This is a genomic window from Acinetobacter sp. 802_lipA (genome assembly GCF_058242885.1).
In genome coordinates this window covers 1,688,963-1,711,003 of the sequence record NZ_JBZAYP010000001.1, presented here as the reverse complement: position 1 = coordinate 1,711,003, position 22,041 = coordinate 1,688,963, and the positions used below count along the sequence as shown (strand labels likewise).

The 22,041-nt window shown below is 42.5% G+C and carries 18 protein-coding genes and 1 pseudogene; 8 read left to right on the top strand and 11 right to left on the bottom strand.

Annotated elements, in window-relative coordinates; genetic code table 11:
• Nucleotides 1-11: 11 nt before the first annotated feature.
• From glmU to ribBA, 6 genes are read right to left on the bottom strand one after another with little or no spacing between them, the layout of a single operon-like run.
• On the bottom strand, nt 12-1,376 hold the full coding sequence (glmU, locus tag AC4CU3_RS08490) for a bifunctional UDP-N-acetylglucosamine diphosphorylase/glucosamine-1-phosphate N-acetyltransferase GlmU (RefSeq protein WP_490738096.1): 1,365 nt from the start codon (nt 1,374-1,376) through the stop codon (nt 12-14).
• Between the two features lie 20 nt (nt 1,377-1,396).
• Complete coding sequence (locus AC4CU3_RS08485; RefSeq protein ID WP_224467812.1) at nt 1,397-1,918, bottom strand: phosphatidylglycerophosphatase A family protein; 522 nt, start codon at nt 1,916-1,918, stop codon at nt 1,397-1,399.
• A complete protein-coding gene (gene thiL / locus AC4CU3_RS08480; RefSeq protein WP_005401641.1) occupies nt 1,896-2,813 on the bottom strand; it encodes a thiamine-phosphate kinase in 918 nt (305 codons plus the stop codon). The genes AC4CU3_RS08485 and thiL overlap by 23 nt, the downstream gene beginning before the upstream one ends.
• A gap of 12 nt (nt 2,814-2,825) precedes the next feature.
• The gene (gene nusB, locus AC4CU3_RS08475; protein ID WP_279693409.1) at nt 2,826-3,281 is read right to left on the bottom strand and encodes a transcription antitermination factor NusB; all 456 of its coding nucleotides are present in this window, start codon (nt 3,279-3,281) and stop codon (nt 2,826-2,828) included.
• 4 nt (nt 3,282-3,285) lie between these two features.
• The gene (gene ribH / locus AC4CU3_RS08470; RefSeq protein ID WP_004684294.1) at nt 3,286-3,756 is read right to left on the bottom strand and encodes a 6,7-dimethyl-8-ribityllumazine synthase; all 471 of its coding nucleotides are present in this window, start codon (nt 3,754-3,756) and stop codon (nt 3,286-3,288) included.
• An 18-nt stretch (nt 3,757-3,774) separates the two neighbouring features.
• Entirely contained in the window at nt 3,775-4,890 is a 1,116-nt protein-coding gene (ribBA, locus tag AC4CU3_RS08465; RefSeq protein WP_125274154.1) for a bifunctional 3,4-dihydroxy-2-butanone-4-phosphate synthase/GTP cyclohydrolase II, read from the bottom strand.
• 520 nt (nt 4,891-5,410) lie between these two features.
• On the opposite strand from ribBA, the gene AC4CU3_RS08460 reads away from it, so the two are divergent.
• On the top strand, nt 5,411-6,805 hold the full coding sequence (locus AC4CU3_RS08460; RefSeq protein ID WP_178895913.1) for a methylenetetrahydrofolate reductase C-terminal domain-containing protein: 1,395 nt from the start codon (nt 5,411-5,413) through the stop codon (nt 6,803-6,805).
• A 2-nt stretch (nt 6,806-6,807) separates the two neighbouring features.
• On the opposite strand, the gene AC4CU3_RS08455 is transcribed toward AC4CU3_RS08460, so the two are convergent.
• Nucleotides 6,808-7,473: an epoxyqueuosine reductase QueH gene (locus AC4CU3_RS08455; protein ID WP_178895907.1), complete on the bottom strand. Its 666-nt coding sequence runs from the start codon at nt 7,471-7,473 to the stop codon at nt 6,808-6,810.
• A 376-nt stretch (nt 7,474-7,849) separates the two neighbouring features.
• On the opposite strand from AC4CU3_RS08455, the gene AC4CU3_RS08450 reads away from it, so the two are divergent.
• Nucleotides 7,850-7,972, top strand: coding sequence for a hypothetical protein (locus tag AC4CU3_RS08450; RefSeq protein WP_004684300.1), 123 nt, complete (start codon nt 7,850-7,852; stop codon nt 7,970-7,972).
• 478 nt (nt 7,973-8,450) lie between these two features.
• Here AC4CU3_RS08450 and AC4CU3_RS08445 read toward each other — a convergent pair.
• A protein-coding gene (locus AC4CU3_RS08445) for an IS4-like element ISAba33 family transposase (RefSeq protein WP_125625403.1) occupies nt 8,451-9,541 on the bottom strand; the annotation gives its coding sequence in 2 pieces (ribosomal slippage) (nt 8,451-9,001 and nt 9,001-9,541; 1,092 coding nt in all).
• A 320-nt stretch (nt 9,542-9,861) separates the two neighbouring features.
• Between AC4CU3_RS08445 and AC4CU3_RS08440 the strand changes: the two genes are divergently transcribed.
• The 4 genes from AC4CU3_RS08440 to AC4CU3_RS08425 all read left to right on the top strand — a co-directional run bounded on the left by AC4CU3_RS08440 (nt 9,862) and on the right by AC4CU3_RS08425 (nt 16,510).
• A complete protein-coding gene (locus AC4CU3_RS08440; protein WP_058952405.1) occupies nt 9,862-10,779 on the top strand; it encodes a LysR family transcriptional regulator in 918 nt (305 codons plus the stop codon).
• 240 nt (nt 10,780-11,019) lie between these two features.
• Nucleotides 11,020-13,884, top strand: coding sequence for a phosphoenolpyruvate--protein phosphotransferase (gene ptsP / locus AC4CU3_RS08435; protein WP_178895914.1), 2,865 nt, complete (start codon nt 11,020-11,022; stop codon nt 13,882-13,884).
• A 6-nt stretch (nt 13,885-13,890) separates the two neighbouring features.
• The gene (gene pfkB, locus AC4CU3_RS08430; RefSeq protein ID WP_148826985.1) at nt 13,891-14,823 is read left to right on the top strand and encodes a 1-phosphofructokinase; all 933 of its coding nucleotides are present in this window, start codon (nt 13,891-13,893) and stop codon (nt 14,821-14,823) included.
• A 4-nt stretch (nt 14,824-14,827) separates the two neighbouring features.
• Nucleotides 14,828-16,510 (top strand): fructose-specific PTS transporter subunit EIIC, encoded by a 1,683-nt coding sequence (locus tag AC4CU3_RS08425; protein ID WP_234954958.1) that lies wholly within the window; start codon nt 14,828-14,830, stop codon nt 16,508-16,510.
• A 25-nt stretch (nt 16,511-16,535) separates the two neighbouring features.
• Here the strand turns inward: AC4CU3_RS08425 and AC4CU3_RS08420 are convergent.
• A pseudogene (locus AC4CU3_RS08420) lies at nt 16,536-16,772 on the bottom strand (hypothetical protein); the annotation flags it as partial.
• Here AC4CU3_RS08420 and AC4CU3_RS08415 point away from each other — a divergent pair.
• Nucleotides 16,772-16,900 carry a hypothetical protein gene (locus AC4CU3_RS08415; RefSeq protein WP_264756144.1) on the top strand — a complete coding sequence of 43 codons (129 nt, stop codon included), beginning with the start codon at nt 16,772-16,774 and terminating at the stop codon, nt 16,898-16,900. The pseudogene AC4CU3_RS08420 and the gene AC4CU3_RS08415 overlap by 1 nt on opposite strands.
• Before the next feature lie 119 nt (nt 16,901-17,019).
• Complete coding sequence (locus AC4CU3_RS08410; RefSeq protein ID WP_490738093.1) at nt 17,020-20,367, top strand: DEAD/DEAH box helicase; 3,348 nt, start codon at nt 17,020-17,022, stop codon at nt 20,365-20,367.
• 18 nt (nt 20,368-20,385) lie between these two features.
• Here the strand turns inward: AC4CU3_RS08410 and AC4CU3_RS08405 are convergent, their stop codons facing one another.
• Nucleotides 20,386-21,675: a type II toxin-antitoxin system HipA family toxin gene (locus AC4CU3_RS08405; protein ID WP_004883944.1), complete on the bottom strand. Its 1,290-nt coding sequence runs from the start codon at nt 21,673-21,675 to the stop codon at nt 20,386-20,388.
• Nucleotides 21,672-21,989 carry a helix-turn-helix domain-containing protein gene (locus AC4CU3_RS08400; protein ID WP_004883943.1) on the bottom strand — a complete coding sequence of 106 codons (318 nt, stop codon included), beginning with the start codon at nt 21,987-21,989 and terminating at the stop codon, nt 21,672-21,674. The genes AC4CU3_RS08405 and AC4CU3_RS08400 overlap by 4 nt, the downstream gene beginning before the upstream one ends.
• Nucleotides 21,990-22,041 lie beyond the last annotated feature (52 nt).

The following is a 22,041-nucleotide window of genomic DNA, read 5'->3' as shown; positions in this document are numbered from 1 at the left end:
ACAAATTCCTCTTATTTCTTGATCTTTTGCGGACGTTGGTAGTTTTCTTTCGTAAACTGCTTAGAACGTTCTACCGCTAAACTATTTTCTTCGACATCGCGGGTGATGGTTGAGCCAGCCCCGACAGTTGCGCCGTTGCCAATGGTGACTGGAGCAACCAAAGCACTATTTGAACCAATGAAGGCATGATCGCCAATGATGGTTTTAAATTTGTTTGCACCATCATAGTTACAGGTAATGGTCCCTGCACCAATGTTAGAGCCACTGCCCACTTCAGCATCACCCAAATAAGTAAAGTGGTTGGCTTTAGACCCGACACCGACCGTTGAGTTTTTGACTTCAACGAAGTTACCAATATGCACTTCAGCCGCCAGTTTTGCACCTGGGCGTAAACGAGCAAAAGGACCAATCTGCGCATCTTCACCGACCATAGCATTATCAAAGATGCTATACGGCTGAACTTTTGTACCTGCTGCGATCTTGGTATTTTTGATGATACAACCTGCACCAATTTCTACATGGTCACCGAACTCACATTCGCCTTCAATGATGACATTGATATCAATACGTACATCTTGTCCAACGACTAAGTTACCACGAAGATCAAAGCGACTAGGATCAATTAAATGCACACCTTGTTGCATGAGCTTGTTGGCTAGATCCGCTTGGAATTGGCGTTCTAACGCTGCCAGTTGAATACGGTCATTGACCCCTTCAACTTCGAATGCCTGTTCGGGCTCAACTGAAGCAACGGTCAAACCATCAGCCAATGCCATTGCTACAATATCAGTCAGGTAATATTCACCTTGCGCATTGTTATTGCTGAGTTTAGGTAACCATTCGTGCAATTTGGCATTACTGACACAGTAAATACCTGTATTAATTTCTTGGATTTGACGCTGTTGCTCTGTTGCATCTTTATGTTCAACAATCGCTTGAATTTGACCATTTTCACGCACAATACGGCCATAACCTGTTGCATCGGCTAAAGTTAAAGTCACTAGGCCAATGCCTGTCTCGGCAGTTGCATTGAGTAATTTTTGTAGCGTATTCTGGGTAATGCAAGGCACATCACCAGAGAGAATGAGGGAAATACCATCATGAGGTAAAACGGGCAGGGTCATTTGTACTGCATGCCCAGTACCGAGTTGTTCTGCTTGTTCAACCCATTTAATGTCTGGATCTGCAAAAGCTGTTTGAACCCGATCGCCACCGTGACCATAGATCGTAATGATGTTTTCAGCGTGGATTTTTTTTGCTGTTTCAATCACATGACCGAGTAAAGGACGCCCTGCAAGTGGTTGTAGCACTTTGGGTAACGTCGAACGCATACGTGTTCCTTTACCTGCAGCAAGAATAATAACAGTCGTTGACATGTTCTAATCCTAAAAATGGCCTAAGCCACAGTGAAATAAAAATAAAGCCAAATACAAAGTGCAGCCCATAGTCCTGCAATTAGGTCGTCGAGCATAATGCCAAAACCACCTTCGACTTTTTGGTCAATGACACGAATCGGCCACGGTTTCCACACATCAAAAATACGAAATAAAATAAAACCCAGCAGCAGCCAGAGCCAATTCATTTGCCCTAAATACAGGACAGGCAAAAAGGTGATGGACTGGCCAGCAAACTCATCCCATACAATACGCCCATCATCATGTACGCCCATCACTTTGGCAGTATGCCCACAGATATAAATACCCATGAAAGACATGAGGATGATGGCAATAATGGTGTTCGATAAGCCAATTGCAAGCCAAATCGGGACGAACAGCAGTGCGAATGCAGAACCAAACGTGCCTGGTGCTTTGGGTGCTAGCCCTGAGCCAAACCCTACACCACAAAATACGATGAAACGGTCATACCAAGACATCTGACGAAAGAGGATAGGGGGCTTATGCAAAGTGTTGATATCCATTAAATTGCAAGGAATGGTCTAAGCCATTTTGTTGAAAACGCAGACCACTTTCGGCATCAATTTTTCCAATCACACTGATGCTGCTATGGTTTTGTTGTTGCAAAAGTTTTTCATAATTCTGCGGGCTTATTGTAAAGCATAACTCATAGTCATCGCCACCCGCCAAAGCATATTGCCATTGTTGTTCTCGTGTTACATCTTGTAGAGCGGTGTTGATTGGCAGTTGATCAAGTTGTAGGGTCGCGCCCACATGGGATGCTTTTAAGATATGACCGAGATCTTGTGCTAAGCCATCCGACACATCAATCATACTGTGCGCCAAGCCTTTGAGTACTTGGCCCAGTTCACAGCGTGGGGTGGGGTAGTCTAAACGTTGCTGGAGAGGGTGCCCCAAGTGTTGCAAGGCAAAAGCAGCATCGCCGACCGTACCACTGACACAAATCAAATCACCCACTTGAGCGGCAGAGCGAGTGACGGCTTGACCGATATCGACCCAGCCCAGTGCAGTCACGGAAATAGTGAGATGTGGGCTTTGGGTGGTGTCTCCACCAATTAAACTCACACCAAATTGATCACAGCAATCATATAAACCCTGACTAAAGCCTTTGAGCCAGTCATGATCAATTTGGGGTAAGCTCAAGGCCAATAATATACTCTGAGGTTTCGCGCCCATTGCGGCGATATCAGATAAATTGACTGCGACAGATTTCCAGCCAATCGCATGGGGGCTGGTATCAAGCGGAAAGTGACGTCCAGCAACCAAGGTATCGGCACAAATGACCAATTGTTGCTGTGGTGGTGGGGTGAGCAAGGCTGAGTCGTCACCGACGCCTAAATCGACAGAATGAGGGCTCTTACGATTAAAATAGGTATCAATGATCGAAAACTCAGCCATACAACAAATCTACTACTGTGAGTTCGCTTGTTGCTTTTCTGCTGCACGTAAAGTTGTTGCTAAACGATCTAATACACCATTGATGTATTTATGGCTGTCTGCACCGCCAAAATGTTTAGCAAGCTCGATCGCTTCGTCTAAAACCACACGATATGGAATTTCAAGGTGTTCCTTGAGTTCATATGCGCCTAAACGAAGGGTCGCAAGTTCAACGCCATCAAGCGCAGAAACTTCGCGATCAAGCACAGGGATTAAGAGCGCATCCAATGCTTCATGATTGGCAACCACTAGGGTTAACAATTCATGATAATAGCTCAGATCCACTTTGTGCATGGCATTTTCCACACGCGTACGTGCTTCAATCTCATGGACTGGATTGTGGCTCATTTGCCATTCGTAAATTCCTTGTACAGCAAAGCGACGTGCTTTACGTTTTGCTGCATAAGTTGCTTGCAATGTTTGCGACATAGCGTTAAATAGCCTTTAACAAGTTAACCATTTCAATTGCAGTAAGAGCAGCTTCGCCGCCTTTATTACCTGCTTTTGTACCCGAGCGTTCAATCGCTTGTTCAATACTATCCGTAGTCAATACACCATTAATCACTGGAAGACCAGATTCTAGGCCAACCACGCCTAAACCTTTGGCACATTCACCTGCAACAAAGTCGAAGTGCGGTGTGCTACCACGAATCACAGCACCCAGTGCAATGATGGCATCGAAGCGTTCAGACGCCACTAATTTTTTAGCCACGACAGGAAGTTCCCACGCGCCTGGTGCATGAACAACAGTGATATTATCCTCTGATACACCATGACGTTTCAATGTATCAATTGCACCTTCTAATAGATGTTCGACAACAAAACTATTAAAACGACCCACTAAAATCGCATAACGGCCTTCGCTAGCGAGATGTAACATACCTTCAATACGGCGAATTGCCATAGCAACCTCGATGATTTTTTAAGTTGTTTGATGTGCGGTGATATATTCCACCACTTCTAAATTAAACCCAGAAAGTGCATTAAAGCGTAAAGGCGAGCTCAAAAGCTTCATCTTTTCTACGCCTAAATCACGTAAAATTTGTGCGCCCACCCCAATGGTTTGGTACTGCTGAGATAAAGCAGCATTGGATTTGGTTGGTTTTGGTGCTGTAAGGCTGTCTAAGGCTGGGCCTAAGTCTTGTAAATGGCGCTGACCAATCCAGACTAAAACACCACGATCGCTGCCTGCGATCTCTTGCAGGGCCTTGTCGAGATTCCATGCTGGCTCACCGTCTTTTTTGTTGAGCTTGAGCAGGTCGCGAACAGGGTTGAAACCATGGACACGAACGGTGGTTACACCTTCTTTTGGTTCGCCTTTCACCAAAGCCAAGTGAATATCTGGATTGCCTAATTCGCGGTAACGATATAAGTCAAATGTCCCATATTCGGTATCAATGCTTTGCTGATCAATCCGTTCAACGGTTTGTTCATTGGTCATACGATAGTGAATCAGATCCGCAATGGTGCCAATTTTTAAACCATGCTTTTCAGCAAAAATTTCAAGATCGGCACGACGCGCCATTGTGCCATCTTCATTGATGATTTCACAGATGACTGATGCAGGCTCTAAACCCGCTAGACGAGATAAATCACAACCTGCTTCGGTATGACCTGCACGGTGTAGAACACCACCAGGCTGCGCCATCAATGGGAAAATATGTCCTGGTTGAACGATATCTGATGGTTTGGCATGTGCCGCTACTGCCGTTTGAATGGTATGCGCACGTTCTGCAGGTGAAATCCCTGTAGAAATCCCTTCTGCCGCTTCAATGGAGAGCGTGAAGTTGGTGCCATGTTGTGCGCCATTGGCATCGACCATCAATGGAAGATTCAATTGTTTACAGCGATCACGGCTGAGCGTTAAACACACCAAACCACGGGCATGGGTGATCATAAAGTTGATGTCTTCTGCGCGAACATGGGTCGCTGCGATAACTAAATCACCTTCATTCTCACGATCTTCGTCATCCATCAGGATGACCATTTTACCTGCACGGATATCTGCAACTAGCTCTTCAACGGTATTGAGCGGCATCAACCTTCACCTTCATCGTTGTCGCCATGGACGACATATCATTTGTTTTCATTGGCACATAGTTTAAGCTTTTTTCAGGCTTTTGCCTATGTACGAATCATTTCCTTGAGTCGTCCATTGTTATACACAGTCAGTCCCAGCTTGAAAAGATGCCTTTATTTTAAAAAGCTGAAATGTGCTTAGTCTTTAAGCGATTGAAAAGCATAAAAAAGAACAATCTTATCGAAAATAAGGCAATCGACGTAGTAAATAAGGGGTCTAGACAAATGTTGTGCTAGGGGCGGCGTGTAGTTGAGCGTTGGAGTACCTTCTTTTTTGAATTTGACCATCAGGTTCAGTTTTAGCAGGGCACTGCAACTAATGAATCAGGCCGGGGTGGATATTTGCGTTCACTCATCGGGTGGAGGATGAGTCAAAAAATATTAAATATGCCGTAGTGAATAATCAGACGATTCGTCATCTATTTTTGATTTGTACTATAATTCTTCTTTTTTTAATCCTCTGGATTATTTCTTCTGTGATGTCCTTACTTGCTCAATATTTTGCACGGCAACAATTTTGCGTATTGGTTGAATACTTAAGCGCACACCAAGCCCAGTGGTCTGTCAAAACTGAATTTTCAGGCTTTCCTGCGGCTATGACGCTGGCCGATCGGGTGCATGCAGATGACGATGAAGCTCCTTTGCAAGTCGCCAAACAGTATCCACAAGAGATTGAAAAAGTCATTCACTTTTCTGGGAAGGCACGGGATATACAAGACTTTGAGCAGTTTTTGCAAGATGCAAAAACACAGGGTCAAAAGAACCTGTTGCTCTTAACGGGTGATAAATTAAAACAGCACTGCTATAGCCACGACCTAGAACCCCGAACACGTTATTTGGAGTCTGTGAATGCTGTCATGGAAGCCAAACGCCAAGGCGGTTTTCATATTGGTGTCGCGTTTAATCCGTTTAAATATGCGGAAGCGGAAAAAGAGGCGCAATATCTGAAACTGCATAAAAAGATGAAAGCAGGGGCGGATTATGTGATTACCCAATTGGGCTATGACATGGCTGCTTTACAGGATGCGCATGCATTTTTGGCGCGGTATCAGTATGCTCAGAAAATTTTAGCTTGCGTCATGCCACTGACCTTGGCACGGGCCAAGTTTATGCTGAAACATAAAGTGGCTGGTATAGTGATCACCCCGCATATGTTGCAGGTGTTGCAACAGGAAAAAGAACAGGGTTTAAGTGATGGCGTTTATGTGCGCTGCGCATTACAGATTCTAATGTGTCGACATTTGGGTTTTGCGGGGGTGCATTTATCGGCTTGCCATCAGCCTGAAGAACAAAGCTTACTGGAGCGTTATATTGAAGAATATCGGCACTTGAGTTTTGCTGAGTGTGAACGACTTTGGAATACGCTTTGGCAGGTGCAAACCGGTACAGAGTTTCATCCGAAGCTGGCTTATTATTCACGGCCTGCGACATCGAGTCAGATTATTAAGTACCAACATCTGCATTTGATGCATGATGCTTTATTTGAATCTAAACTGGCCAAAGGAGTGGGGCGGTTTATTTTTAATTTTAATGTTTGGGATCGAACGAAAGCCAACAATGCATTACTGAAAACGGAACATTTGAGTAAGCATGCGGTGGTGGGCTGTGAGAGTTGTGGTCAATGCCGTTTAGGCGAGACCCTGTACATTTGCCCAGAAACTTGCCCCAAAGGCTTGGCTAATGGGCCTTGTGGTGGAACCAGCTTAGACCGCTGTGAATTTGGTGACCGTGAATGCATTCATTCCGTCAAAGCACGCTTAGCCAAAGCGGTTGGACAAACAGCGATTTTAAAAGAAAAGCTGATTCCGACCGTGTCGATTGCGGTACGTGGAACCAGCTCTTGGAAAAATTGGTATGTGGAGTCTGCAGACTAAAATCAGCTGTCCTGATCCATAGCATTTGAATAGAACTTTTCTCCGAGTTTGATGCGCTCACGGCCTTGGCTCATGCGCCAGCGGTTGCTATCCCTCAGTGAATACACACAGCCGCAGTACTCTTGTTGATAAAACTCTTCACGTTTGCTGATGTCCAGCATGCGTACCGCACCGCCATGTTTGCGCCAGTTATAGTCCCAGTAGTGAATGCCTGCGTAATGTGAAGCAGAACGGTGCCCGCACTCATTGATCTGCTGCATATTCTTCCAACGGGAAATACCGAGAGAGCTGCTGATCAGGCTAAAGCCATGTTCTGCCGCATATAACGCTGTCCGTTCAAACCGCATATCAAAACACATGGTGCAACGAATGCCTTTCTCTGGCTCATTTTCCATACCTTTAGCACGTGCAAACCAGTTGTCTGTGTCGTAATCACAGTCAATAAATGGAATGTGATATTTTTCTGCAAAGCGAATATTTTCTTCTTTGCGAATCAGATATTCCTTTACAGGATGAATGTTGGGGTTATAGAAAAAGATAGAAAAATCGATACCCGATTCAATCAGGGTTTCCATGACTTCACCTGAGCAAGGCGCGCAGCAGGAATGCAAGAGCAGTTTGTCATGACCTGTGGGGAGGCTAAGTTTCTGACGTTCGAGCTTCGACATATTGAATGGTTTTTATCTATTTAAACCAGACAGTTTAAAACGTCTAACGAGCGGATCAACGGCGATTGGATGAAGAATTCTCAGGATGAGCTGATGAATTTTCATGATTAAAATCGACTTTGGCAGATGATAAAAACCTGTATTGAGCGCTGAAGATGAGTAGAGAGAGAACATTTGAGAGGCCCAAACTTGCATAATGGAGCGAGATTCGTCATCATTTAATCAAAGGGTGTTTAACAGTTGTGTTAGATAGGTATTCGTTGAAGGCGGGCCACTTCAACAGCAAGAAAGAGAGTATCTAGCTGTGCTTCATTTTTTTACTACGCCTTCCAATAAGGAATTGGAGTGTCGTCATAACTTTCAGTATGAGACCGATATGCGTTTGATCCAACGCTGTAAATTCCTTGAAGATCAAGATGAGAAAAAAGCCATTCAACATCTTTTAAAAGAACGGGGTTATACCAAAGCTGAGATTTTAAAGCTCACGATTGATGGTTAAATCTAAGATCTAAAAAAAGCTTCCTAGTCGGAAGCTTTTTTGTTTTTGTATGCTCTGTTTTGTATTTCATCAGTTTGAGAGACAAGCGACTTTTATTCGATGTTTACATAATGCTTCACGTGGAACATAAAAAAGCCTGAAGACTAGGGCTATCCGAAGTTTTACTCGCCAGTACTTTATGCTTTTTCAGCGCTTTAGCCTGCTCAATTTGGATAGAAGATCAGAATCATCAGTTCTCAATATTTGAGCTGAATTTAACTCAGGTACAAGAGCATGCTGCTTGCTGTCACATGATTTCATTATATCAAAGTAGACATATCACAAGAGTTCGATGCATAGCCACGAGTTAAATAGGACAGTTGGTGGGCTGGATTCGGTCGTTGTACCTCTCAAAAAACTGAAGGAATCACGCTTCAACCTAGGCATGATTAAGAGATGGGCTTAAAAGTCATCCACAGTTCTCTGTACACGACAAATTTCATAGGACCCTTGTCCTATCAGGCTTTTTCTTTCTTAAAATTGCTAGCACTTTCTTAAATTCTTCTTTTTTTCCAAAACCAATCAAACGTAGAATAGCCATTTGAACATAGTCCAAACCGTAGCGAAATAAACTTACTGAAAGTCGTCCATGCTTCTTTATTTTTATCGCTTTTTTCCGATCATGTTGCCATTCACCTGTTAAATAGCACCAACAGAAACCGATAGCTAGCACTGCTATCAATTTCTTGACTCGTCTAGGGTCTGTTAAACGAGTATTTTCAAGATTGAATCCACGTCCTTTGAGACAACTAAATAACGTTTCGATTTCCCAGCGTAATGCATAATCACGAATAGCAGAAGCATTAAACATAGGAGAAACAACAAGTAAAAGTTCTCCATCTTCTAATCGTAGCGCACTAATATACAGTTTCACTCGACCAACCCAAATACGTCGTTTACGACATTCAGTTTGACCAACTTGAAGATGACGAAATAAATCACTAATTTTATGATTCTTGGCTAAGTGATTGGTCACAATAAAGTTTTTTTAACACGTATACAAAAGTTAATGTCATTTTCAATTAACCATGTAAACCATTTCTCACCGATAAATTCTCTGTCTGCGAACACATTCACAATACGGTCTTTACCAAAAATAGAGATAAAGCGTTGAATCAAAGCAATACGCTCTTTTGTATCTGAATTTCCACGTTTATTGAGCAATGTCCAAACAATAGGTATGGCTATTCCACGATAGACGATGGCTAACATCAAGATATTGATATCTCGTTTTCCCCATTTCCAATTAGTTCTATCCAAAGTTAATTGGACTTTATCGAATGAAAATATATTGAAAATTAACTGAGAAATTTGACGATAATCGAAATACTGATCTGCAAAGAAGCGTTGTATACGTCGATAAAATGATTGTGGTAAGCACTTGATGGGTAAGGCTTTAGATGCAGAAGAAAGATTACATGTCTGTTTTACAATTAATGCAAGCATAATCAGTGTAAAACATTTTGCATGTGACTTGTTCCACTTTAGATATTTGTTTAAGATGAGATGTAACTCATTGAAATGTGTCATCATATTCGTCGTCAGAAAACAAGTATTATGCCATTATTTCAATGAGTTATCTTTTTTTGTCGTGTACAAAGTCCACAGTTATAAAAGAAAGCCTTACTTCTCGATTGGCGCACATGTACGGATCATGAAGATTGTGAATTTGAATGCTTAAATTTTTTCATTCTCTGTAAATGGGGCGAGTGTTTTTGTTGCAGATCATAGATATTAAAATGAAATAAACTAATTAAAAATATATTAAGGTGAAAAAAAATAAGTGAATCTCACTTTTATAGGTTAAGCTATACCGTATTCATCAAGATTAAAAAATTGGGCCGCGCCAGATGTTAGAACTCCGCCATTTAAAAACCTTAACCGCTTTAAGAGAGCATGGCTCATTGGTTGCTGCCGCAGGGGATTTGTGTTTAACCCCTTCAGCACTATCGCACCAGTTGCGTGAGCTTGATCAATGGTTTGGCGTGGAGGTGGTGAATCGTCGCAGTCGTCCTGTCAGTTTTTCGAATGTTGGACAGCGTCTATTAAAGCTAGCGGATGAGGTGTTACCACAGGTACAAATTGCACAAAGCGACATTACCCGTATCGTACATGGGCAAACAGGACGCATTACCTTTTCTTCTGAGTGTCATAGTTGTTTTGATTGGTTAATGCCGTTGTTAAATCAATATCGTCAGCAATATCCTGATGTTGATTTGGACTTTGCTTCAGGCTTTGAGGCGAACCCGCATGAGTTATTGCAGACGGGTGAGTTTGATTTATTGATTACAGCCGACCCGATTGCGTTAAAAGGGGTAGAATATTTCCCAATTTTTGAGTACGAGTCACGTTTGGTCTTATCCAATACCCATCCTTTGGTTCGCGCTAAAGAGATTACTGTACAAGAGCTTGCCGAAGAGACTCTTATTACCTATCCAGTTGATAAACATCGTTTGGATATTATGTCGCGTCTGTTTATTCCAGCCAATATTCTGCCAAAACAAATCCGTACCACCGATCTGACTCAAATGTTGATCCAGTTGGTGGCCAGTGGTCGTGGTATTGGTGCGTTGCCAGACTGGGTAGTGAATGAATATGAACAAAAAGGCTGGGTGACTTCACGTCGTTTGGACTGTGTAGCACCTGAAGGTTTGCGTCGTACTCTCTACGCTGGATATCGTACTGAAGAAAAAGAAAAAGACTATTTTGAAGGCTTTTTAAAGCAGCTCGATAAATTTGCCAAAAAAAGAGCGCAATACTATATCTAGTTGAAAAATAAAAAGAGGAGGAACATATTTCCTTCTCTTTTTTTAACTATTCTTAACTATTTATAATTTATGAAAATTTTTCTTCATAAAATATTAAACCTTTATTCACGATAACAATCATTTAAATGATTGACTAAAATATACAGATTTTCGGGTAAATCCTGAGTAGAATTCGACTTTTATTTTTTTTTCAGTAAAAAAGGCATGGCTTCTCACTATGCTGCTTTGCAAGGACGTTTTATGCTCGCGCTAGATATACAACATGTTCGAATGAAACAACACGCCACTGATAAGGCACAAGCGTTGCAATGTCTAGTCGATATCTTGGTCGAAGACCAATTGGTTACCCCTGATTATATTCATGGGTTGACCGGGCGCGAACAACAAAGTGCAACATATTTAGGGCAAGGAATTGCCATTCCGCATGGGACGCCTCAGTCTCGCCAATATATTTTAAAAACTGGTATTCGTCTGGCGCACTTTCCTGAAGGAGTTGTTTGGGACGGTGAAAATAAAATTTATTTAGCAGTAGTGATTGCTGCGAAATCAGATGAGCATTTGCAAGTCTTACAAATTTTGACGCGGGCTTTAATTAATGATGTCGCTGATCAAGTGAAACAGGCTCAATCCGCAGAGCAAATAATTGCATTATTACAAGCCCAACCTGCATCTTTGGCATTGCATGAAAATTTAATCGCCACTCAAGTTCCCGCACTTGATGTAGAAGATTTAATTTGGCACTCAACACAGTTGCTGAAACAGCAAAAAATGGTGGAGTGTGGTTTTCTGTCGGGTTTAAATCTAAACAGCATGATTCATTTAGGGGAGGGGGTCTGGTCGATCACTTCTAAACAGCATGTTTTGAGCCCAGCTGTAAGTTTGGTAAAAGCGGAACAGGTTTTAAGCCATCAGCAGGAAATGCTCAAGACTTTGGTGTGTATTGCCAGTAATGAGCAACTGGATATGCAACGGTTTCAACGGTTAATGGATATTTTGTTTGATACTGAACAAGTTCATACCCTCAACCAAGAGCAAGATAGTCACCAGTTGGCGCAGTTAATTGGTGCTGAACTGATTCCTGATTGGCCATCTCGTCGTATTGTCTTAGCTAATGCTCATGGTCTACATGCGCGTCCTGCGACATACTTGGTCAATATGACCAAGAAATTTGCAGGGGATATTCTCGTTGCTGTAGATGAGGGGGCTTACGTTTCGGCAAAAAGTTTAACCAAATTATTAGCCATGGGATGCCGTCGTGGTCAAACTCTGACTTTTATTGCACAACCCGATACCGATGCTGTAGCAGGCTTAGAACAAATTATTGATGCAGTTCAGCAGGGCTTAGGAGAAGAGGTTGAAGCTGTTGACCTTGCATCTCATCAGCATAGCAGTAGTGACCCAGTCGTAAATACTTTGGAATTAATGCCTTTTGAATCACATGGCGATACGGGTAGCTGCGGTATTGCGGCATCAACTGGCCTTGCTTTTGGTCCTGCACATGTGGTGAAGCCACGTGAATTTAGTTATGAACGTCGCGGACAGAGTTTTAAAGCTGAGAATGAAAAGCTTGAAATTACGCTTCATCAGGTGAAAAATAGCTTACGTCAATTCATTGCACATACTGAATCTACTGCCATTAAGCAGATATTCATGGCACATTTGGAAATGCTGGATGATCCAGACCTCCTCCAAAGTGTACAACGCGGTTTAAAACAAGGGTTGTCTGCTGCTGCAGCTTGGCATGATCATATTGAAGTGGCTGCTACCGCACAGGCTGCACTTAGCGATCATTTACTGGCAGAGCGTGCGGCTGATTTAAGGGATATTGGTGAGCGTGTTTTGGCTGCTTTGTGTGGTGTGGCCGATATCACAGAACCCGAGCAACCTTATATCTTAATTATGCATGATGTTGGCCCGAGTGATGTAGCGCGTCTGAATAAAGATCGTGTTGCAGGCATTTTGACCGCGGTTGGTGGAGCGAGTGCCCATAGTGCTATTGTGGCACGTGCTCTGGCTATTCCAGCAGTCGTAGGTGCGGGTGTAGCTGTTTTAAATATTGAGAACCATGCCACAGTTCTAATTAATGGGGATACTGGTGAGTATGTGGTCTCACCCGAGCAAAGTCAGATTGATCATGCCATTGCAGAGCGCCAACGCCAGCGCGAGTTACGAGAACAAGCGGAACAGCATTGTTTAGAACCCGCCATCACACTGGATCAACATCAAGTTGAAATCGCAGCCAATATTGGCAAAGTGGGCACTACGATACAGGCTGTGGCCGATGGGGCAGAAGCAATTGGTTTGCTACGCACAGAATTGGTCTTTATGTCACACAGCAGTGCGCCTGATGAGGCTACACAGGAAGCCGATTATCGGGTGGTGTTAGATGCTTTGGCGGGTCGTCCATTGGTGGTACGTACACTTGATGTGGGCGGGGACAAACCTTTGCCGTATTTGCCTATTGAAAAGGAAGAAAATCCATTCTTGGGCTTACGTGGTATTCGTCTGACTTTACGTAAGCCAGAGTTGTTACGTCAGCAATTGGTTGCTTTACTTAAAGCAGCGGATAATCGCCCGTTAAGAATTATGTTTCCGATGATTGGGCGGGTTGAAGAATGGCGAGCAGCAAAAGCAATTTTGGATGAGGTTCGCATACAGCATCCATGTGAAAACTTACAAGTCGGTATTATGATTGAGGTTCCTGCGGCAGCATTGTTGGCTCCAATTCTTGCTCAAGAAGTTGATTTTTTTAGTATTGGAACCAATGACTTGACTCAATATACTCTGGCGATTGACCGTGGTCATCCGCTGTTGTCTGCTGAAGCTGATGGCTTACATCCGAGTATTTTGCTATTGATTGATCAAACTGTTCGGGCAGCACATCAGCATGGTAAATGGGTGGGCATTTGTGGTGAATTGGCTGCTGATCCAAAAGCTGTGCCTGTATTGATAGGCTTGGGCGTGGATGAGTTGAGTATGTCGAGTACCAGTATTCCATTGGTGAAGGCGCAAATTCGTGGTTTGAACTATATAAATTGCCAACAGGTCGCACAGCAAGCCTTAAGTTGTGACAGTGCGTCTGCCGTACGTGCATTGGTGGAGTAATTACGAATGGCTAAGATATTAAGCATTACTCTGAATCCTGCAATTGACCTCACCGTGCAATTGGATCAACTAAAAGTTGGCGAGGTCAATCGTCAGTTAACGGCCCAAAGCCATGCAGCAGGTAAAGGCTTAAACGTGGCACAGGTCCTTAAGGATTTGGGACATGAACTGATTGTGAGTGGCTTTTTGGGGCAAGAAAACCGTCAAATTTTTGACCATCATATCCAGCAAGAGCAATTTGATAACCAATTTATTTATGTTGCAGGTGAAACACGACAAAACATTAAAGTTGCAGAAGCTTCTGGTCAGATGACTGACATCAATGGCAAGGGCTTTTTTGTAGATAGCTCAGCAAAAAAACAACTATATGAACGTTTATCTCAACTGATTTTAGAGGTTGATGTGATTGTGATTGCTGGCAGTTTGCCACAAGGGTTTTCTGCAGAAGAGCTTTCGACACTGATTCTATGGTTACAGTCTGCGGGTAAAAAAGTCGCAGTAGATACCAGTGGTGTTGCGTTGAAAGCAGCAATTGCTGCCCATCCTTGGTTGATTAAGCCTAATACAGATGAGTTGACGGAAACTTACCATTTGCCAGCAGAAACGTTTGCAGAACAGCAGCATCTTTTTGCCAGTTTAAATAGCCAGATCGAACATATTGTGGTCTCGATGGGTGAAAACGGGGTGAACTGGCTTCACCGCACGCACCCCCTACATGCTACTGCACCGAAGGTCACCGTCCAAAGTACGGTGGGTGCGGGAGATTCCTTGCTGGCAGGTATGATTCATGGCTTGTTGAGTTCAACTTCCCCAGAAGAAACATTGAAAACAGCAACCGCAATTGCGAGCAATGCTGTGACCCAAATTGGGTTTGCCCTTCCAGACTTTGCTGTTATTGAAGATTTGAAATCGCAAATCTCAGTCCAATCATTGAGTTAATACGATGCAAGAGATAAAACATATTTTATTTGTGCCACATAGTCCCGAGCAGCCGATTAATGCAGTGATTTTGTCCAAAAAACTGTCCAAAGCAGCGACAGCACTTGGTATTTCCAATCATGTGGCGACATCAGTCGAGCATCTCGATTTATCAAATGTTATTGATACTGTTGTTTTTGTAGGACAGAAGTCGGCAGAAGCTGATCAACTGCGTGACAAGGTTGTGAAAGTCATTGGTTTGAATAACGCACAACACGATGCGATCATGCTTTTGCAACAAGTTCTTGAGCATTCAGATGCTTTAGATGAAACTATTGCAGCCAATGAAGGGGTTACACGGTTTGTCGCCATTACAGCATGTCCAACTGGTGTTGCGCATACGTTTATGGCCGCCGAAGCCTTACAACAAGGTGCAGTAAAGCACGGGTATCAGATTGATGTTGAAACCCAAGGATCGGTTGGGGCTAAAAATGTTTTATCGGTAGAAAGTATTGCCAAAGCAGATGTCGTGATCTTAGCAACGGATATTGAGGTCAATACAGATCGCTTTGTAGGCAAACGTGTATATCGCTGTAGTACAGGATTTGCCCTTAAGCAAACGGATAAGACTTTTGCAAATGCAATTGCTGAAGCCAAAGTGCTTGAAACGGGTAAGCAAACAGCCACTAAGACTGAAAATGAAAACAAAGAAAAAACTGGAATTTATAAACACCTTTTAACAGGCGTGTCTTTCATGCTGCCGATGGTGGTGGCGGGCGGTTTGATCATTGCCATCTCGTTTATGTTTGGCCTCAATCCTGTTGAAGGAAGCTTTGCCGCATCCTTAAAGCAAATAGGTGCTGCAGCATTTACTCTTATGGTACCTATGCTGGCAGGTTACATTGCTTATTCTATTGCGGATCGTCCGGGTTTAACTCCAGGTTTGATTGGCGGTTTACTTGCAACACAATTAGAGGCAGGCTTTCTCGGTGGATTAGTTGCAGGTTTTATTGCAGGTTATATTGCGTTATTTTTATCGAAACAGCTTAAACTCCCAAGTAGCCTAGAAGCATTAAAACCAATTTTGATTATTCCACTATTGGCCAGTTTAGCTGTTGGTTTAATCATGATTTATGTGGTTGGACAGCCTGTTGCACAATTGTTTGAATTACTCACACACTTCCTTGCCAATATGGGGACGACCAATGCCATGATCATGGGGGTTATCCTTGGAAGTATGATGTGTATTGATGTTGGGGGGCCAATAAATAAAGCGGCTTATGCCTTTACGGTGGGCTTACTTACGTCACAAACATACGGACCGATGGCGATTACCATGGCTGCGGGTATGGTACCACCGTTGGGTATGGCAATTGCAACTTTTCTGGCAAAGCATAAATTTGCCAAACCTGAGCAAGATGCGGGGAAGGCTGCTGTAGTTCTGGGTCTATGTTTCATTTCGGAAGGGGCTATTCCGTTTGCTGCCAAAGACCCGATTCGAGTGCTTCCATGCGCGATCGCAGGTGGTGCTGTAACTGGGGCTTTGGTTGCATTATTTAAATGTGAACTAGTCACTCCTCATGGCGGTGTAATGGTACTGATCATTCCGAATGCGATGAATTATCCATTAAAATATTTATTGGCGATTGCGATTGGAAGTGTGGTGACTGGTGTAGCTTATGCCGTGATAAAACAACGGTTAGAATAAGCCCTCTATAGAGGCTTTGTGAAAGCTATTTAGTGCAATAAATATTATGCTCAATCCTATTTTGGATCAGTTGGAGAGTCTCTGCTTGAATTTGTCCAGGTAATAGGTCATGAGCGATATTGCTAAATCGGATTGCAACCTTACAAATCGAGCCAATAATTTCATCAACTTCTTGGACACAAAGTTCCGCTTCCTGAGTACCAAGTTTCACAAGAGCTTGTCGAGGAATATTCAGTGCCTCACCCATGATATCCATTTGATGTGCAGGAAAGTTCTAAGCCTTTACTGATCGCTTCTGCACTGTATTCAAAGGCGATTAATGGCCGACCTGTGATTGCGGTTGAGGAGACCAATGTACCCCAAAGCCAATATTCACCCCATCCATTGTAGTAAACATTAAGTTTTTGAGCATGGATTTATTTCCTTTTGATACGTTGGCGAGCACTACTGTTCTGAAATGACAGCTTTGTCCGTTATAATTGTATAAACATTTTTGGTTTCTGGTAATTATGTCCTCATTGATCAATTTTCTATCTCGCTTTAGTACTGCAACTCTTCAGCGCAGTCTGAGCTATGCTAAACACATTGATAGGGAAACAATTGAGTTCTTTGAGGAAAATGAAGATGTCACGATGTATGCTCAAATTGAAGGGACAGATTATTACGATACCGCCATTACCTATAATCTTAAAAAAGACCGTTTAATCGATGACGACTGCACTTGTCCGGTTGGATATAACTGTAAACATGCTGCTGCTTTAGCGCGGTTATTCTTTCAAGAATATCGTCAGGAATTTCAACAGCGTTATGCTGAATCTCAATCCCCGCAGGGAATCGCAAAACGCCAACGGGGGGATGATCAGGCGCAGCGCTGGTTGAATGATTTTAAAGGGTATTTACAACAGACTGAACCAGAGCCATCTGTCAAAACAAACAATTATTTAATTTACCTGCTAGATCAGTCTGTCAGCTTAAAGAAATTGACAGTTGATGTTCAGAAAGCCAGACGCAATAAAAACGGCTCAATTGCGGGGGAAAGTTATTATACCCAATATGAAAATATCACCAGAAAGCATCTGACTTTACCTGAACAAAAACGACAATTATTTAACCAGATTTATTATTATGCCAAAATAAACAGTGACGAACGCTTTTATCAAAGCAATCTTGATATCTCAAGCATTTTATTGGAGCATTTCAAATCTTTTATTCAAAGTGGCGATGTGTACTGGCAAAAAAAGAGCCATACTGCACTTCAATGGTCAGAACAAGGCTATCACATCGAACTGATCTGGCAACAAGGTGTAAACAAACAGACAGAGCATTTAAACATTGAATTGGTCAATGGTGATATTCGACTCGATTTGAAATCAAATCCACATATTCAGATTCTCGCGAGCCATCCACCATGTTATGTGGATATTCAACAGAACACGGTGGGCCAGTTATATGGTGAATATACGGCAAATCTTCTGTACCATTTTTTACAGATGCCTGATCTTCCATCTATGCTCTTGCCAGAGTTTGAGAAACTGACTCATCAATATTCAGACGTGAAAAATCTGCCTCAGCCCGAGTCTATTCAGCATATTGATGTCCTTGAGGGTAGTCCCCAGCCAATTTTACGCTTCGGTGTTTTAGATAAATTTGATTGGAAATGGGAAGAGTCTGTTTGTGCTGAAATTGAATTCTCCTATGCAGGCGGAAGAATAAAAGCAGGTACATCAGGCGACAGTTTTATTGGTGAGCAGCATGGCAAAATGGTGCGACAGCTTCGGGACTTAGTTCAGGAACAACAGTCAATCCAGCGTTTACAGCTATTGGTCGAATCACTGAAGTGGGTGAAAGATCTTAGTTATGACCAGCAATTAAAACTGGATAAACAACGTCTTGATTCTATGGTTTTTGCTTTCTATGGAGACTGGATCAAACAGCTGATGCCCATCAATCAAATGGAGTTGATGGGCTGGCAGATAGAGCATCTGGAAAACAGCCCCTTTAACCTGCAATATGTTGAAAATTTAAATATTTCCATCACTGAATCTGAAAGCCAACAAGACTGGTTCAATATCGGGGCGACCGTTCAGGACAGTGCAGGCAATAGCTATGATTTACTCGATGCACTTGTGGCTTTGGTGAAAGAACAGCCTGATTTACTTGATCCACGGATTTTTGGTCATCTGAATGACAGTCACATTTTCACCGTGAAAACTGCAGCGGATCAACCAGATTTGGCTTTATCCGCAAAGGACATTAAGCCGGTATTGTTGCATCTGCAGAGCATTTTACAGCAAGAAGAGCGTAGCATAGATCGCTATGATGCGAGTCAACTATTAGAATTACAACATCATCTGGGGATGGTGTGGCAGGTCAGTAATCGCCTGCAGCAATTTGCGCAGAAATTCAAACAAGGCTATCAGCAACAACTGCCGACACCACAAGGTTTTCAGGGGGAATTACGTCCATACCAGCAGCAGGGCCTAGGCTGGTTACAGTTTTTAAGGGAAACCCAGCATGGCGGGATTCTGGCGGATGATATGGGTTTGGGTAAAACAGCACAAACTTTAGCCCACTTACTCATGGAAAAGCAGGCTGGATATTTGCAGGACAGTCCCGCCTTAATTGTTGCACCCACATCGCTGATGCATAACTGGTTCAAAGAAGCGGAGAAATTTACCCCTGAGCTCAAGGTATTGCTGCTACAGGGGCCCGACCGCCATCAGTATTTTGAGCAGATTTCACACTATGACATTGTGTTAACCACCTACCCGCTCTTGGCGAGAGATGAAGAGCAACTGAAGCAATATGAATATCATCAACTCATTCTGGATGAAGCGCAGAATATTAAAAATCCGCGTGCCAAAGCTGCACAGGTAGTACGGCAATTAACAGCGCGACATCGTCTATGTCTAACTGGTACACCTATGGAAAATCATTTGGGTGAGCTGTGGGCACTATTTTATTTTCTAATGCCAGGATTTTTATATTCACAAGAAATCTTTAATAAAAAGTACCGCTATCCTATTGAAAAACGCGGTGATCAGCAGTTAAGGCAAAAGTTGGTAAACCGCATTAAACCCTTTATTTTACGTCGCTTGAAAACTGACGTTGCCAAGGAATTGCCTGAAAAAACCACGATTGAAGTCAATATTGACATGAATGAGCAGCAATCCAAGCTATACGAGGCTGTTCGCGCCACGATGCAGGCAAATATTCAGAAAATTGTGGCAGAAAAAGGCTTTAAGCGTAGTCAAATCCAAATTTTAGATGCCTTGCTGAAGCTGCGTCAGGTCTGTTGTCATCCTAGCTTGCTGAAACTGGATTCAGTTAAAACCGGGCAGGCGTATTCTGCCAAACTTGAACAGTTGATGGATATGGTTGTTCCAATGGTGGAAGAGGGACGAAAAATTCTTATTTTCTCTCAGTTTACCTCAATGTTGGAACTGATTGAACAACAGCTCTATCACGCAAAAATTGGCTATGTGAAGCTGACTGGAAAGACCAAAAAGCGAGATGAAGTCATTACAGCATTTCAGTCTGGACAAGTGCCGGTATTTTTAATCAGTCTGAAAGCAGGAGGGGTTGGTCTGAATCTAACTGCCGCAGATACGGTCATTCACTATGATCCATGGTGGAACCCTGCTGCTGAAGATCAAGCTTCAGATCGTGCATGGCGGATTGGACAGGACAAGCCGGTATTTGTGTATAAGCTGATTACCAATAAAAGCATAGAAGAAAAAATTATTGCCTTGCAGCAGAATAAAGCAGAACTGGCACAGTCTATTCTAAGCACAGATCATGAGGGAGAAGCGAAACTGACGGAAAATGATGTGATGAAATTGTTTGAGAAATTTTAGCTTGGTTACAGGTTTCCTCTAATCATCTGTAAGTATCTGAAAGTCTGGATGCAATTTTTTCCAATGTTCTCTTAATTTTTCTTTATGAACAGAAATCATAGGTAAGTCTAGTAATAGCACTGGCCATACTGACCGTGCTTTGTCCATGATCGCGTGAAGTTGTTTTTCAATAACACGCCATGGAACACCGACTTTTTCAGCCCATTCTTCAAAGTGTTTCATCTCAGCTAAATACCAATCTTTATTTTTGGCAAGATTTAATGCGAAATGACGCTCATTTTCAATATATACACTGGTCATTAATATATCGTATGCGGGAGATAATCTGGGTGCACTTTTATCATGATAAATCATACTCCAGTTTTTTAAGTGCGCATCTCCATTGGCGAGTAAAATATTGACGAGTAAACGGCTGGCAAATTGCTGAATATCAATAATTTTGTTATCTGAATAGTGATAAATGATCTTACCGATCTGCTCATAATTTGTGGTGCTGTATTTCTGGTGTGGATATGAACCAAAGATCTGAGCAAAATCTTCAATATGAATAAGCTCTGTAGTATTAGCAGTACTCTGCCTATCGAATCTCTTAATTGCAAAAGCATATTGCTCTTGGGGTAGATTTAATGGTGGAAGGTCTTGTAAGAGTGCCATATCTACCAAACGAATCTCTGGGATATCTATTCCGACCATTTTGGCAAGGATCATCATAGAGTATTCATTCAGCGGAACAAAAGCATGTCTGGTAGAAGGAGTTTTGACAATCCAATCACCGAGTAGGCTGGATTCCGTTGCCTGTGCTAATGTAAAACGCCCATCTTTGGCTTTCATGGAAAACTTCATTTGGACGCCAGCCAAGGAAAACTTATTATTTGTCCGAATCTCTTGTTTTAATATCTGATCTGGATTCGAGATCTGAAGCTTAAATTTTATTCCATCTGGGATTTCTTCTGGATCTACTGGGGTTGCAATCAGTGCCCCAGGTAAGTCATGACCTAAAGCTGCCAATAACTGAAATTCATTGTCTATATGTATTTTGAGGCTTTGTGCTATGAGTTCGCGTAATGCACCTTCTGGTAGCAGATTTGATAGCAAGGGGTGTAAGCGCTGATGTGTAACATAGGTCTTTTCTAAAATCTTATCCGCTTGAGGATATAAAGGGGAAGTAAGCAAGCTCAAGGTCGGACGTTGCTGATCCAAGTGAAAAGAATCTGTGAAAACCAGAATATTTTTTCCGCTCTGAAATCCTGCCAAGTATCCAACGACAACGTGATGTAATGTTAATTTCAGGACTGCAACAGTATTCATGGTTCCTCTCCTCCGAGAAGACCTTTCCATGGGTTAGACATTAAGTCATCTTGATCTTCAATAGTGACTTTAATTTCATCATTCAATAATTGTCTAATCAAATGAACCTTATCATCTGGGATGAGCATCAGTTGAGCATTTAGTCCTGCCGCAATAATTTCTAAGGTATCTAATCGAGGATTGCCTTGACTTTCCAGTTTTTGGTACTGCTGTCTTGAAATGCCTGTACGTGATTGCATATCAACTTGCTTTAAACCCAATAGGGTTCGTCTTTTTTTGACTTGCTGTAGTAAAGACTTATTTAGTGTAGACATATTTATTGCTTTTTGGTGGTATAAGAAGCATATTAGTTGCTTTTTTTTTGAA